Consider the following 15,023-nt stretch of genomic DNA (forward strand, 5'->3'; position numbering starts at 1 on the left):
GTGAGCAATATTTATTTCTACGTCGTAGATCGCGACTTTGGATTCGCCCCGAATCCGTTCCATGGTATTTGTACGTTGGCAACTTGCAAACCAGTTGTGCGACGGGTGGCAAAGACGGGGGACTGGATATTAGGAATGGGTGGTTCTCGACTGAAGGCTACGGGCAAGTGCATATTTGCCATGAAGGTGTCAAAGAAGATCACTTTCAATGACTATTGGAACGATCCGAGCTATCGTGACAAAAAACCCGTCAGAAACGGGAGCAGGAAAATGGTAGTTGGGGATAACATTTATTGGGAGCAGGATGGACACTGGAATCAAGCGGACTCCCATCACAGCAATCCAGACGGCTCACCAAATTTGCACAACGTAAAAAATGACACCAAATCAAATCTGATCCTTATTTCCGATTACTTCTACTATTTTGGCTCATCTGCAACTTCCATTCCGCCAGAAATTCTTTCGAAAATCGGGTATAAAAACGGCAGGCATCATCGTGTGTTCCCACTCGCGATCGCCCAGCCTGCAATTTCCTATATCGAGCGAACCGGCAGGCTCAATCAGGTCGTAGCCGATCCGTATGATTTCAGCGCGGCTGATGCCAGGTACAGCGTCCACAAAAACAAAGTCACTAAGGCCCCGGACGTCGCGCCGCGCCCTGGCGCCGGAATAGCGGGCGCGATGCAACAATAACGATCAAGCAAAGCCATGGATGATCGCAGGCCGGCTCGCACCACAATAGAGCGCCAAATCCATCAGTGCCTCGTACAGATCGCAGTAGGGATATGAGAAACAGCTATGAATGATGCGGCACGAAGCGCAACTTGGTTGGAGTGGGTCACCGAAGCGTGCAGCGATTCCGCAATGGCTGCTCACCTAGTGCCAGCGAGTCGCACCACTCTGTCTTGGGTGCCTCAAAATCAAGATGTCCAGTTGGCGTGGATTTTATATAACGAACTGCGGACGCGCATTACCACGCAGCCATTGCCAATAGGTTACGGCGACGAAGCGGCCGCGCTCCAGAGTCTCGTAGAGTTCTTCCAAGTTGCGAGGGAGGCGATCGTAGAACACTCCAGTGCATTACATGCGAGTGCACTTATGGTGCATGCCTTGAACGGTCGTATTCGGCCGTTTACGGCGCGGTGGCATGCTAAAGCAGACAAGCTCCAGAGCCTCGACAAGCGCTACCTATTTCGAAGAGAGCTGGAGGACCTTCAGGAAACGCTCCGCGCGCTCAATCAGGTATTTGGAGCCCTGGCGGGCGATTTGGAGCACGAGAGCCCCTGCACCCCATTCGCTGCAGAGGTGAAGTCTAGCGACAGTAAGACCAATGATCTGGCGTATGGTACCCCTCAAACCGGGCCATGGGCGGCACAAATAATTGATATGAATGAAGCGGAGTCGAGGTTCATTCGGAAACGGCGCAGGCAATCATCAGAAGCTCAATCGACCCCGGTGGAGAATGTCGTCGGCCTAGCGATTTCTGGCGGCGGGCTTCGATCTGCCACATTCGCACTTGGCATTGTTCAGGAGTTAGCCCGAAAAGGCGTAATGAAGGATATCGACGTCATGTCGACCGTATCTGGTGGCGGTTATATCGGCTCATTTTTGAGTTGCGTACTAAGCGACCCGAATCCGAATGTTGGTCTAGCGCCAGGCAATCAACCATTCGGAAAGGTAGGAACAGCCGAGTCCTCGCCAATCAGGCACATCCGCAATCACAGCAAGTACCTTGCGGAAGGAGGTTTCTCTACTTTCGCTCACATTGCATTTCTGATCCTATATGGAATTGCAATGTCCCTGCTCTTGTCAGCTCCCACCGTTCTGATTGCTGCCGTGATAGCCATCTATGGGTTCGGCATTGGAGGAGCCCGGGGCAAACTGTTACCCGACGGCGCACTGATATGGGTAAGCAGCGTTGGTTGGCTTGGACTGCTCGGTTCTGCGGTATTGCTATCCGTCGTGCGCAGTCCCTACTGGAGGCCTCGGCTGGAGCGCATGGCGGTAGTCTTCTTTGTCTGGGTCGCAGGAACGCTGGCCCTTCGGCTGCTGCCGGATGCCTACGCTCTCTTTGCGGGCAGCGCCGTGACGTACTTCTTGCTCTTTGCGTCAGTTCTTTTGATGCTCGGAACGACGGGCATTTGGCTTGGCGAATTGCGCGCTGCCGGGCGGGCTGCTCTCATGTGCCTAGCACTTGTTGGTCCGATCTTTTTCTTTTTCGCGTGGGTGCTCGCTGTCGATGTTCTGTCGAAGTTGGACCTCTGGGTCGTTAGTGGCGTTGTCGCGGCCGTGGTGGGCTACGGGTGGTTCTTTCTCAACGCAAACTTCACATCGCTGCACGGGTTCTATCGAGGTCGCCTTGCTAGGACCTTCCTGCGCCGTGCGGACAACACCGCTTCCCCCGACCCACAACCGCTATCCGGGTTAAATCCGCACGCGAAGGCACCACTTCACTTGTTGTGCGCATCGCTGAATGTTCCTGCGTCCAAGAGTGACGAGTTGCGGGGCCGAGGGGCAGACTTATTCACTTTTAGTAGTCTGTATTGTGGAGGCCCTTTGACTGGTTGGAGGCCGACCACTGAATGGGAAGACGCCGATCCTTCTTTGGATCTTGGTACCGCTATGGCAATATCTGGTGCCGCCGCAGCACCACGAATGGGCACGTTGACATCCGTCAAATACACGGCCTTACTCGCCCTCCTAAATTTCAGACTTGGCTACTGGCTGGCAAAACCGGGTAGTCAAAAAAAGTGGGATCGTGTACCTGGGGGTCTCCACTTTATGCGCGAGATAACGGGTCGAGTCCACGAACGCCTAAACTTTCTCAACTTGTCCGACGGTGGCCATATTGAAAACTCGGGAATTTACGAGCTGCTCCGGCGGAGATGCCGCTACATCATTGCAATCGACGGTGAAGCCGATCCCGAGCACACCTTTGCGGGCTTGCTTAATGCAATCAGGATGGCCAATATTGACTTTGGCGTAAGCATCAGCCCAGACTTCTCCGACTTGCGAGACGGGATTGAGCCATTCAAACGCGCGCATTTTGCAATGACGCGAATCTCATATCCATCTACAGATGACTCCACGTCATCCGAGGGCTTACTTTTCATTTTCAAGCTTGCATTGACTGGAAATGAATCAGAGTTGATCATGCGATTTCGACAACAACATCCAGCCTTTCCTCATCAAAGCACCTTTCAGCAGCTTTTCAGCGAAGCGCAATTTGAGGCCTATCGAGAGCTAGGACAGCATGCGGCAGAGGCCGCATTCGATCCCGTCCTGACCGGGAGAAAATATAATGATGCAGCCAGTTGGCTCCATTGCCTAGAAAAAAGTCTTTTGCCGAAACTTTGAGTCACGATCGAATACAACGACTTGCTCTCGGGTTAGTCGGACAGAGCGATCGCAGTGCAGTGAATCGTGTGTGAGTCCAGCTCCATTATTGTGGTCCTGTAGCTGACGATCCCTCTTTCCCACATGACTTTTCGGGCGGAACCCGTTGTACTCACACTAAAACCCCCCTCCTTTAGTTCCTCGACAGAGACGCTGTCGAGATCGGTTACGGGGAGACCCAACGCGTCATTGATGGCCAACTGCGCTGCAGCCGCCCGCCACCGGGCAATATCGGGGACGGCTTGAGATGCCGGCGGCAATTGGACCGCGCCTGAGCCGAGCCCTGCTACACCTCCCCTGTGCAGCATTACGTTTACATGTGGCGAGAATGAAAGTGTCCTAGCGTCCAAATCAGCGGTGACGGTGCCTTGTCCATGCAGTCGCAAAAAATAGAAGATCTCGTGACCACAACGAATGGCGTCCTCCCACTCCCAAAAACGATTTTTCGAAACCTCAAGACCCTGCACCAGCGTATTCAACAGCTTGAGAAACGTGAAATTGATATCTGACGATCGGGAGAAAAGTTTATATGGAACTTGATCTCGATTGATGCCGGAAAATTGAGCCGCACGCATGCCTACCGAATGGATGGTTTTGATTACTGCTTCTTCAACGATCTGCGCGCGTGCGCCGTCTTCCACCTCGTCCACTTGTGGATTAGACTTTCTCTTTCGGCCCATTAACCCCCTCAGGACGGGCGACCATCCGAGTTTCGCGACATTGGCGAGATGCATAATGTCGTGATACCTATAGCCGTCATCAACGTATGAGTTATCCGATAGTTCATCGCCTAATCGCCGTCCATTGAAATACATTCTGCACCGATGTTCAGCTACGCTAACAAAAGCAATCTCAAATTTCCTCGGAAACTGCTGAGATCCAATCGCATCGGCATCATGCAGCGGTGTTGGGACACCTTTTTTTCTGAATTCGACCTTCTCCATGTTGCGCTGAGCGACATCGCTCAAATTGACACGGTACAAACTCGCAACTGCTGCTACATGCCACGCAATTCCGCCTAGAAGGTCGTTCATAGGACGATCAGTTGCACCATTGTTCAATTCCAGCTCAATATCCGGAAGCTTCTTTCTCAAGATTTGCGCCGACAGCTGCCAAAGAACAGCCATGCAAACTTCGATCAGAGTTTGGTCACCCGTTCTAGCAGTCAGAAAAGCCAGCGTCTGATAGTCATCAAATGTCATGACCCTAGTCGCTCTTGGAAAGCTGGCCGCGCGAACCAGGAACTCTTCGCACTTGCTCTTATCAAGGATTGCGCGCAGCCTCTCGCCGCGAGCATCTGGCGCCTCGATCTCTGCTCGAAGATTCCTGATGTCGTGCGCGAAGATATTCACTGGGTGCGTAGAATTTTCGATGCGGGCGAGAGAGAATCCGTACCAAAGAATGTCGCCTAACTCATCAAGAATTTCCTCATTGACGACATTCCAGTTCGCCGGTCCATCCTCGTCAAGCAGGCGCTTCTTAATGGCCGCCAGCAACGAGCCTATCTCACTCGCGAGTCCATAGATGGCGATATCCCACCGCACAGCCTTCGGCTTGTCTGCCGCTTGATCCGTGTCGGCAACAAAGCGATCATAGGTAGATATCTTCATCTTGGATTAGGGCATCTAAATAGCGTGATTGAGGCGCTAAATCATGCGCCAGCCGCAGTTCGCCGCGCACCTTTATCGGCCTTGGTCTTCATCAACGGTGAGGGGTTGATCTTGTTTTCGCTGGACAGAGTATCTCCGGCTCCGTGAAGGCATAGCTTAGAAGGATGTCAAACTCTTCGTAGCCCGCATCTACCGCACTCCCTTCTAGGTCAAAGTTGGCGCGCAATCTTGTTTAATTGCCGAGCAGCCCGCAGGCGGTAGCTTTGATTTGGGAGCAGTGCCAAGGTCGAGCCGCCCCTATACCCAGACACGACGAAGGCCGCGCATCATCAGAATGATGGCCTGATCTATGTGGGGCGTCTTGGCAAGCATTTCGTTCTCTCGCCTCGCCAAACCACTATGCAAGTCGCCCGGGTTAAATTGCTTGAACGATGTTCGACCCGGCCAATCGCCTCGCGAACCGGGCCAGCTCGGCGCTAGCCCGACGCTTTCGGCGATGTCACGCGCGCAACCGCCGAATCCACCTAGCAGGTACACCGGCCGCTTTTCGGTTAGCGACATCAAGGCCTCCTCAGCGAGTCCTGGCAACGCCCCCTTGAATCCTGCGAGCTGCCCACCTAGCAGCACACGGGCGTCACTCTCATCTAGCATGGTGCGCCGCATTGCCGTGAGCCCGCGAGCCCATTCGGCTGGAGAAGCTGCTTGCCGAGGAAGATGCTGTCGCGTATCCATCGGCATCCGCGCTCCATCCAAGTCAAGGCAGATGAGCTCCGCGACACCGCTAAGTTCTTCCTTGGCCTTCAGCAGCTGATCGAAGCTCATACCGATATGAACTGGCCACGCTAGGTAAGAATAGACACCCGTCACGCTGGTGGCGTCGATGGTGTCTGGGCGATGTCGCGCAACTAGTTCAAACAGCAGTTCGCTGAACCCGCCTGTCCGCAGGTCGCCACCGTAAGCCAGTCGCGCGCCCAATGCCAGCATATGGCGCGCGATCTCCACCATCGCGTCCTCAAGATGCTGCTTACTTAGACCCAGCGCTGCAATATCCGGGCTATCCGAAACCGAAATCGCCAGTGTGCGTCCATCAAAAGACTCTTGGTAGCTCATCGCATCACTCCAGCCAGCCACTCTGCTCGACTACGCAATTGAATGTGGGGCGCGATTCTGTCGAAAAGTCGTTCTTCTTCAGCGCTTAGCGGCGGATCCGGGTAGACGACCACGAGGTTAGATGTTTCGTCCGCCCGAGGAAGGCTTGCAAGCAAGATCAGTTCCGGGGGACGCGGAACGAAGATCACTGCAGGATCCTCGTTCTGCGAGGTCTGAATTTGACATCGCCATAGAAAGTCCTTAAGGACCTCATCCAAAAGGCGCGCGATCACGAAGTCGATGCGCTCTTCGTGTCCGGACTCAAGCCTCACCAACGGAACGTTCCCCATGTACGGGAATCCTCGTTCGTCCACATTGCGAATGCTGTTCGCCACTACAAGCGGCACGTTGCTGCGCTTCGCTTCAAGGATCTCTTTGCGGCACCATTCTCGAGACGAATACGAGTCAGTATGAATTGCTACGACTGCGCTCGTACGCACCTTTTGAAGAATAACGTTTTGAAATCGAAGGCCGCCAGGAATGTCGTGTACGTCGAAGAAACTGGCCAGCCCATGGCCCTGATGAAGTCGCTCTCGAATGGCTTGTGCAATTGCAACGCCGTGCTCATCATGTTTAGAGTGGCTGAGAAATATCTCTACCTTCTTGAGGTACTTCTCTAGTGCCGCCTCATCTTCCTCCGGGTGCTTCAAGTGCTCCAAGTAGTGCCGCAACATGCGGCAGAACTCGTATGTAAGCTCAGTAAGTAGCCGCTGCTGACGGTTCTCCAACGTCCCGCCCCAAAGGTCCCAACGTAGCGCCTGCTCATCAATGGCAAGATTGCCCAATACCCCGTCCTGTAGGGCGACCGGAAAGAGCATGGTCGCGAGTCCGCCCGCGTTCGTCTGTGCCGCAATATGTTGGACATACGCCACCCACGCAGGGTCATCAGCGAGGCTTGCCTCAGCAAGGACAACGATGGCTGTGGTCTCGGCGTCGTCGAGCGGAATCGGCAGCGGCACGTCACCACCCGGAACAGGAGCTGAGCGATATATAACGCTCAATCCGGCGCCTCCGGCCACGTTGGCATACAGTTGACGCCTAAAGTGCTCACGCACGCACTCGGCCAAGACAGTCCCTTGCGCGAAGTCCGGGTGCCAAACCACATACAGGACTAAAAATGGGCGCGTGGAATCCGGCATGACTGTTAAGAGGCGTTCCGAAGACGTCTGTCCCGAATGTTATTGATCAGCAACGCAGGTCGCGACTTCGCTGCAGCAATGTGCCGGTTCAGTTGGTCAGCGCTGGAGAAAAGCTCGTCCCAACTCATCCATAGAGCATACCCACTCTCGACGTTGTCGTGCAGGCGATCCGGAACGGTTACGCGTCCCATTGCATCTCGTGGCGCCGATGGCAAGTACACGCCGATGAGCCCATGGCACCTGTCCAAAGTAGCCTTGATTTCCCAGTCTACATACTTGCGGCCCCAAGTTTCGGCACCGATGAGAGCGATAGTGCACGAAGTCCCGGTGATGTAGTTCTCGCGAATGCGACGGATGACGTAGTCCACGTCGTCACTATCAATCCGTCGCTCGAGTGAGTTGTCATAGATCGCCTCATGCGTATCGTGGAAGGCGCGGGAAAATGCGTCGTAGTACCCCTGATCACGAGAATGGTGATAGCTGACGAAAATTCTGTGTCTCACGGGCGGTTGGAAAAATCTTTTAGTTCCCACTGGTAGCTCATAGAGGTCTTTCGGCGGCTTGGTACCGGCCCTTCTCACTTCTCGCCGGCGGTAGACAGGCCAAATACCCTCCTCCAGTCCAATGCAGACAGTCGGAGCTACTCCACACAAAACTTAGGCAAAGAGTTCAGGTTGCCGAACTTGAGCATCATGCGTGGCTCCAGGACCGCAGGACTTCGACAGCACAACGTTGATACCCCACTTCGGCGGGAAGAACGGCACCGAAGACGTCACCGTCGGAGAAAACAGCTGCTTGATACGCGCGCGGCCTGTTAGTGCACTGAATTCTGGGTGTGCCACTCGAGCGTACTTGTCGACCTCGCAGAACAGATTCTGGCAGTCGATGAGATGCAACGAGCGCCCCCAAAGGCCCTTGAACTCAATGCCCCTCGCGGAAAATTCTTCACCTTGTCTGTCGGCAACCCAGGTGATCGCATCGGCCGACGAATAGTCTCCTAGCGAGATGAAGCACTTTTTAAGGCCGTTCAACGCACCCGGACCAGGCTGAACGAAGTCGTTCTCGCTGAAGTGAAAATGTGGCCCGTAGTTGAGGTCGATGGCGTACTGGTAGGCAAGGAAGGGGCCAATGCTCGGTATGCTGAGAAGTAGATCGTAGACCTCCTTCATCGAACCGCCGGCAAGGATGCGATCAAGTGTGCCATCGGTGAGCACTCGAGAAAGCAGGTCTAGATGCGTACGGTGCTTGAATGAACCCTCATTGAGCCTCGGTGCATTTGGCATGATGTATGCAGCGGAATAGATGCGAGTCCCCGCGCGCAATGCCTTGCTGAGCGTAGCGTCGAATAGCTCGACATTGAAGCTTCGAATATTCAGCACTCCAACCTGCTCCTGCAGTAGCAGCCATGTCTCGATCTTGTTGAAGAGTTTGAACAGGAGTACTCGAAAGGCTGTGTCACGCGCGTCAAATGTATCTTGGTAGATGACACTACGGATGAGATATTGGCTCACCCGGTCGGTGGCGCGATATGCATTGGTGAACTTATACGTGCTTAGGATGGGGTCTTCTGTCCATGGCCCCGCGCGACCGCTGACCCGCCGCAGATACACCTCTTGACGCTCCGCAGCGAAACGCCAGTATGTGTCGAACACCCGCGACGGCGTTGGGGGGGTGCGGCGCACGAAGGCCACAGGCTTATGCGTCATGTCCTTGCGAGTGCCTCGCCCTTGTATGCTCTTTGTCACCGTTCGTCGGCCTCCAGTTCACGGGGAACGCCGAGCTGACACCTCGGGCCCCTCCACCAAGCCCACATCTTCTCATGCAGGCGCGCGACGCGCCGCAGATTTCCCGTCAAAATACAACGTTCGTCGGCACTGAGTACGTCGTTCGGAGATAGCATTTTGCGGATCAGACGGCGCCGACATCCTCCACATCGCGAGAGGCTAGGGTTGAGCTTTGCTACGCCTCCGATCCGGACATCGAAAACCTCGGTCCCTGGCCATGAACGTCTCCAGCATGTGCGGGATCAGCGCGACCGCTTCCACTACCTCCCCATAGGCCTGCGAATGCAGCGCCGCATAACGGTCCAAGTCCGCCTTCAAACTGGCCGTACACGTGAATGTCAGCTTGACACTCTCGGTCCTGGGCAGTGGCCCCAGCCGCAGCTTGCGCGTCGTACTCATCGCAGTACTCCCCGATTAAAGAACAGCGGCTGGTACGGCCGCAGAACGAGATCCTTGCTCACGATGACTCCCACCGGAAACCCCGGCCGGATCGTCAGCGTCGGCTGAATGCTCGCATTGCGCTTCGTGATCTCCTGCCCGACCTGGTTCACCGTGTCCTGAGTCCCCTCGCGCACGGCGATCACGAGGCGATTGCCGTCCTGGTCCGTCCGGCTCTGCGGCGCCGCCAGTTCGGCCCCTACGCCGAGCAACGTGGACAACGCTGCGCCCGAGAGGATGCGATCCCAGTGCCAGTCGACACCGTCCTCGAGCCCCGCGTAGCCGGCCGGATCGATACCCGGCAACCGATCCAGCGCCACCGACGATGTGTCCGGCAGGATCAGCCGCGTCCACACCAGCAGCACGCGCCGCTGCCCGAAGGCCACCTGGCTGTCGTAGCGCCCGATCAGCCGCGAGCCCTGCGGGATCAGCAGGTGGCGCCCCGTGGCCGTGTCATAGACCGCCTCGGTCACAGTGGCGATCACCTGCCCCGGCAGGTCGGAGTTGATGCCTGTCACAAGCGCCGCCGGAATGATGGTCCCTGCCATCACCTGGTACGGAGAGGCCGGCAGTTGCAGGCTGCCCGGATTGCGTGTGCCCGTGTCACCGGCCTTCGCAAGAAAGGCTTCCTTGCGGTCCTGGCGGTTCTGCGCCACTACAGGGTCGGCCGGCGAAGCCACGGCCGGGCTCATCGTGCCCAACGGGTTGAACGGCTGCTGACCCGTTGTCAGCCCAGACGCATCGGCGGTACTTGCGGACATGGCCTTCTCGGCGACCGCCCCCCGCTTCGCAGCGGCACCGTCACCACTGCGCCGGAAGAACACCGAGGACCGCGCGGCCTCCTCGGCCGCCATCTGTTCGGCCTGCGCCGGATCGACGCCATGGCCCGCCCTCGCCTCCATCGGCTGCTGAGCCTTCGCCATGGCCGACCCGAGGTCTCCCGGCAGCGGTGGCCCCAGCATCGGTGGCACCGGCTTCGATGCCGGCGAAATCCCGGCATAGTCCTTCGGCAGTTGCTCCAGCCCATCCGCCCGGGCCACGCGGTCCACGTTGTACAGCTCGGCGGCCGGGTTGCGCTCGCGTCTCTGCGACTGCAGCGACCACATCGTGCCGCCTAACACGGCCGCGGCCAGGGTGCCGGCGCCAACCGCCAGCATGCGCCGGTTGAGCCGCACGACCGACCGCGGCTGCGCGCGCAAGGCCATCGTCTCCGGCGCGACCTTGGGCGTAACCTGAGGCGACAGTGGTGGCGCCGTGTCTTCCTCGCTCATGATCCATCGCTCCGTGCACCACGTACGCTGCCGATCGCGCCATCCGTGCGCTCGATGCGCACGACCTCGGCCTTGCCGTCCTTGAAGCCACCCAGCCGCAACTCCGCCGCGCCGAAGAGACGGTCCACCACGTAGTACGGCGAGCGGAAGCGGTAGTTCACGAGCTGCCCATCGCCCTGCGGGCCGATCACGAACAGCGGCGGCAACTCGCCCTGCGCGATGCCGCCCGGGAACTGGATGTAAACCCGCTGCCCGTCGTCGAAGGCACGCAGCGGCTTCCAGGATGGCGCATCGCCGCTGATCGCATAGCGGAACCGGATCTGTTCCACCGACAGGCCCGAGTCCACCGGCGCCGCGGCCTGCGCCTCCCTCGCCTGCTTCTGCAGCGCCAGCATCCGATCCGTCGGATAGTCCCAGGACACCGACGCCATCCAGGCCTGCGGTGTCGAGGACAGCTCCAGCAGGTAGGCGCGCCGGTTGGTCGTGATGACCAGGTTCGTCTTCAGGCCCACGCGCGTGGGTTTCACCAGTACGTTGACCCGCTGGTTCGCACCGCTGCCGCTGAGCGTGTCTCCCACGATCCAGCGCACCGTGTCACCAGCCGACACCGCCACCAGCTCCTCGCCCTCTTGCAGCGCGATGAGGGTCACGCGGCCCGGACTGGTGTAGACCTGATACAGCGCGCCGTCGGCATACGGCCAGACCTGGATCGCATTGACGTAACCCTCGCGCGTCGGCGCGACGCGAGCCTCTTCGTTGGCCCGCGAGACCCGCACTTTCTCGTCCGCGGGCTCGGGCGCCGGCTTCGCTTCCTGTTCGCTCGGCAGCGCCTTCAGTTGCCCAGGCAGCGGCAAGGGCTTCGGCACCTCGACCACCTCGACAGGCGGGGTCGATTCCCGCAACGGCTGCGCGGCGACGGCCACCGGCTCGTCCAGCGAGATCGCCGGCGGCGGCTTGCCCTGCGTGGCACAGCCGGCAAGGGCCGCCACCGCAATCAGAATCGGCGTAAATACGCGCTTACGGAAATCCGTCTTCATGGCTTGGCTCCTTTGGCTGTATCCGTCGCATCGAGCTCGCGGCTCCAGGACAGGCCGTTGACGTAGATGCCCAGCGGGTTCCTGCGCAGCCGCTCCTCGGTGCGCGGCGCCTGCAGCACGATCGCGAGCACCGCGGTCCAGCGCTCGAGCCCTGCCGCTTCGCCATTGACGTAGCGCCGCTCCGTCCAGCGCACCTGGAACGAGGCATTGCTGGCGCGCACCACGCTGTTGATCTGTACCGCCACCGAGTTCTGCCCGATGCGCGAGAACGGGTCGTTGGCACGTGCGTAATCGTTCAGCGTCGCGGCGCCGCGGTCCGTCGTGTACTCGTAGGCCTCGAGCCAGTTCTGCCGCACCACGATCGGATCGATCGACAGCGAGCGCACGTCGGTCACAAAGCGCGCCAGGTGGTGCGCGATCTGCGCGTCGCTGGGCTTGTAAGGCGTGGCGGCCTCGCCGACCGCACGCACCTGGCCGGCGCTGTCCACCTCGACGACGTAGGGCGTCACGATGGACTGCGCCGAGCGCCAGACCAGTCCACCGGCCATCAGCAGGGCCAGCGAGAGACAGCCGAAGGCCATGTACCGCCAGTTCTTCGCTTGCACGCGCGCGCTGCCGATGCGCGCGTCCCAGACCTGCGCCGCGGCTTGATAAGGGGTGACGGGCTCGGGCGTGTCCGAGTACCGCACCTGGGGTCGCTTGAATCGCATGGATGGTTCTCCTCAAAAAGAAACCGGATCAGGCGTTGGAGTCATCGCGCAGGCTCGGGCCGGCGCCGCCGCCGCCGCCGTGGTCGCCCGAGCGCAGGACGTGCGCCGTCGTCGAGGCCGCATGGCTCAGCTGCTGCTTGCGGCGCATCTGCCTGGCCCATACAGGCTCGGGGGGCGGTGCGCCGGCCTCGTCCACACCAGCAGATGCCGCACTCCCCGCGACGGCAGGTGCCACGGCATCGGCCACGAAATTCGACACGCCGTCCCTCGCGGCCCTGGCACCGGATGCGACGCTCTGACCGACGGCCCCGGCACCGCTTTTCGCGACATGGGCGAGACCGGCACCGGCCGCACGCACGCCGCCACCGCCGGAGGCCGTGGCGCCGGCCTGGTAGGCCGACTTCGCGCCGCTCGCCAGGCCACTGGCCGAACGCGCGGCCGCAGCGCCGCCGCCAATCGCTGCCCGCGCTGCGCCGGGCGCCATGCGCGCCCCCGCGGCCACGGCGGAACCCGCACTCGCCACAGCCGCCCCACCGGCAACGGCCAGGCCCGCTGCACCCAGGGCCGTGCCCGCTGCCGCGCCGGCACCGAGTTGCGGTGCGCCCGACACCAGTCCCGTCGCGATCCCCGGCCCAAAGATCCCCAGGCCCAGCATCGCGAGCGCCGCCAGCATGACGGTCAGCGCATGGTCGATGGACGGATCGACCCCGGCCGGCGTGCGGAACTCCGCGAAGAGGCCGGTGCCAATACCGACGATCACGGACAGCACCAGCACCTTGATCCCGGAGGACACGACGTTGCCCAGCACCTTTTCCGCCAGGAACGCGGTCTTGTTCCACAGTGCGAAGGGAACGAGCACGAAGCCCGCCAACGCCGTCAGCTTGAACTCGATCAAGGTGACGAAGAGCTGCACCGCGAGCACGAAGAAGCTCACGATCAACACCAGCCAGGCCAGAAGCAGCACTGCGATGGTGTCCAGATGGGCGAAGGCTTCGGGGAAGCCCGTCATCTCACTGATCTGTTCCATGATCGGCCGGCCCGCATCGATGCCGACTTTGGCGAGCTGGCCCGGCTGCAGAAGTTGCGCCTGGGACATGCTCGAGCCCGAAGCCGTCAGGCCCAGCCCGGCGAAGGACCGAAAGACGATCCCGGCCAAGCTGTTGAAGTTGCCAATGATGTAGGCGAAGGCACCGACGTACAGCACCTTCTTGACAAGCTTGCCCATGATGTCGTCGCCGCCACCACTGGCATGGCTCAAGGCCCAGAATAGCCCGGCCAGGGTCATGTCGATCGCGACCAGCGTAGCGGTGAGAAAAGCCACTTCGCCGTGCAGCAGCCCGAAGCCCGAATCGATGTAGCGCGAAAAGACATCGAGGAAGCGATCGATGACAGCCACGTCGTCCACGGCTAGTCCTTCGGCGTGGGCAGTGCAGAGGGTGCAGGCGATGCCGGCCCCAGCGCCTTGGACGCATCCTCCTGCCAGAAGCCACCCGGCGACGACGCGGGCGGTGTGTACTTCGGACCGCCGCTGCCGAAGAAGCGCCGACGCGTGGCCTCGGCCACCGCATTGCACTGCGCGTCGCCGACCCTGGCATGGTCGGCCTTGCACAGCGCTCGCAGTTCCCTGAGGCGCTCGGGATTCGCGACCAGGGATTCGACAGACTCGATCGCGGACCGCGAAGGCTCGGACTTGCCGCAGCCGGCGAGCACCGCGACCACGGCGGCGATGACGAAGAGAAGGGTCTTCATGGATGCCCCTCAGTTGCCGTAGAAGTTCACGCTGTAGGGCGTGTACGGCGTGCCGCTCCCCATGAAGCGCCGACGCACCTCGCGCGCACGCTCCTGCACCGCGACCTGCCGCGCCTGTTCCAGCGCCGCAGCGCGGTCCTGCGTGATCTGCAGTTGCTGCGCTTGCATCGCCTGGCGCGACTGCAGCGCGAGCAGTTGATTGGTCGCCTGCGCAGCCTGCAAGGCGCCCGTGGCCGACTGGCTGCGGCTCACGAGATCCGTGAGCGTCCGCTCGTCGGAGGCCAGGTTCTCCTGCGCCTGCGATTGAACCTTCGTGGCGGTGCGCAGGGCTTCCAGCGAATTGCGCCAGCGCTGCCGCACATCGCCAGCCATCTGGGCGCCGGACATCCCCGGCGAGAAGGACTCGGGATACAGCCGCTTGAACTCGTCCTCCATGCGCGAGACGTTGAAGGCGAGCCCCTGCGCCTGCTGGATCAGCCGGTTCGTCGCCGACAGGGTCGACTTGAGTTCGGACAGCGCGCTGAAGTCGAGGCCCGCGAGGTTCCTCGCCTGGTTCCTGAGCATCTCGGACTGGTTCTGCAGCTGCTTGATCTGGTTGTTGATCTGCTCCAGCGTATTGGCCGCCGTCATGAGGTTCTGCGCGAGGTTCGTGGGGTCGACCACGACCCACTGCGCGTGTGCGGCGGGCATGGCGCCGATCAGTGCGGCGGCGGCAACGGCGATCAAACTCTTCTTCATGG

General features: G+C 59.8%; 13 protein-coding genes and 1 pseudogene. 2 read left to right on the forward strand and 12 right to left on the reverse strand.

Annotated features, from left to right (window positions below; all coding sequences use genetic code 11):
- On the forward strand, positions 1-693 hold the full coding sequence (locus AC07OX_RS04790; RefSeq protein ID WP_495260063.1) for an Nmad2 family putative nucleotide modification protein: 693 nt from the start codon (positions 1-3) through the stop codon (positions 691-693).
- Positions 694-798: 105 nt separating this feature from the next.
- Positions 799-3,357 (forward strand): patatin-like phospholipase family protein, encoded by a 2,559-nt coding sequence (locus tag AC07OX_RS04795; RefSeq protein WP_495260064.1) that lies wholly within the window; start codon positions 799-801, stop codon positions 3,355-3,357.
- A gap of 32 nt (positions 3,358-3,389) precedes the next feature.
- On the opposite strand, the gene AC07OX_RS04800 is transcribed toward AC07OX_RS04795, so the two are convergent.
- From AC07OX_RS04800 to trbJ, 12 genes and pseudogenes are all read right to left on the reverse strand, one after another.
- Positions 3,390-5,006: a hypothetical protein gene (locus AC07OX_RS04800; RefSeq protein WP_495260065.1), complete on the reverse strand. Its 1,617-nt coding sequence runs from the start codon at positions 5,004-5,006 to the stop codon at positions 3,390-3,392.
- 297 nt (positions 5,007-5,303) lie between these two features.
- Positions 5,304-6,116 carry a hypothetical protein gene (locus AC07OX_RS04805; protein WP_495260066.1) on the reverse strand — a complete coding sequence of 271 codons (813 nt, stop codon included), beginning with the start codon at positions 6,114-6,116 and terminating at the stop codon, positions 5,304-5,306.
- Positions 6,113-7,114 (reverse strand): toll/interleukin-1 receptor domain-containing protein, encoded by a 1,002-nt coding sequence (locus AC07OX_RS04810; RefSeq protein WP_495263310.1) that lies wholly within the window; start codon positions 7,112-7,114, stop codon positions 6,113-6,115. The genes AC07OX_RS04805 and AC07OX_RS04810 overlap by 4 nt, the downstream gene beginning before the upstream one ends.
- Positions 7,115-7,299: 185 nt before the next feature.
- Positions 7,300-7,875, reverse strand: coding sequence for a TIR domain-containing protein (locus tag AC07OX_RS04815; protein WP_495260068.1), 576 nt, complete (start codon positions 7,873-7,875; stop codon positions 7,300-7,302).
- A gap of 75 nt (positions 7,876-7,950) precedes the next feature.
- Entirely contained in the window at positions 7,951-9,000 is a 1,050-nt protein-coding gene (locus AC07OX_RS04820) for a nucleotide kinase domain-containing protein (RefSeq protein ID WP_495260069.1), read from the reverse strand.
- Between the two features lie 237 nt (positions 9,001-9,237).
- Positions 9,238-9,477 carry a DUF2274 domain-containing protein gene (locus AC07OX_RS04825; RefSeq protein WP_495260070.1) on the reverse strand — a complete coding sequence of 80 codons (240 nt, stop codon included), beginning with the start codon at positions 9,475-9,477 and terminating at the stop codon, positions 9,238-9,240.
- A complete protein-coding gene (locus tag AC07OX_RS04830; protein ID WP_495260071.1) occupies positions 9,474-10,787 on the reverse strand; it encodes a TraB/TrbI/VirB10 family type IV secretion system protein in 1,314 nt (437 codons plus the stop codon). The genes AC07OX_RS04825 and AC07OX_RS04830 overlap by 4 nt, the downstream gene beginning before the upstream one ends.
- Positions 10,784-11,824, reverse strand: coding sequence for a P-type conjugative transfer protein TrbG (trbG, locus tag AC07OX_RS04835; protein ID WP_495260072.1), 1,041 nt, complete (start codon positions 11,822-11,824; stop codon positions 10,784-10,786). The genes AC07OX_RS04830 and trbG overlap by 4 nt, the downstream gene beginning before the upstream one ends.
- Positions 11,821-12,534, reverse strand: a complete 714-nt coding sequence (gene trbF / locus AC07OX_RS04840; RefSeq protein ID WP_495260073.1) for a conjugal transfer protein TrbF — start codon at positions 12,532-12,534, stop codon at positions 11,821-11,823. The genes trbG and trbF overlap by 4 nt, the downstream gene beginning before the upstream one ends.
- A gap of 28 nt (positions 12,535-12,562) precedes the next feature.
- On the reverse strand, positions 12,563-13,939 hold the full coding sequence (gene trbL, locus AC07OX_RS04845) for a P-type conjugative transfer protein TrbL (protein ID WP_495260074.1): 1,377 nt from the start codon (positions 13,937-13,939) through the stop codon (positions 12,563-12,565).
- Positions 13,940-14,025: 86 nt separating this feature from the next.
- A pseudogene (locus AC07OX_RS04850) lies at positions 14,026-14,283 on the reverse strand (EexN family lipoprotein); the annotation flags it as partial.
- Positions 14,284-14,292: 9 nt separating this feature from the next.
- Complete coding sequence (gene trbJ, locus AC07OX_RS04855; RefSeq protein WP_495260075.1) at positions 14,293-15,021, reverse strand: P-type conjugative transfer protein TrbJ; 729 nt, start codon at positions 15,019-15,021, stop codon at positions 14,293-14,295.
- Positions 15,022-15,023 lie beyond the last annotated feature (2 nt).

This window comes from Variovorax sp. GW821-FHT09D07 (assembly GCF_059416345.1).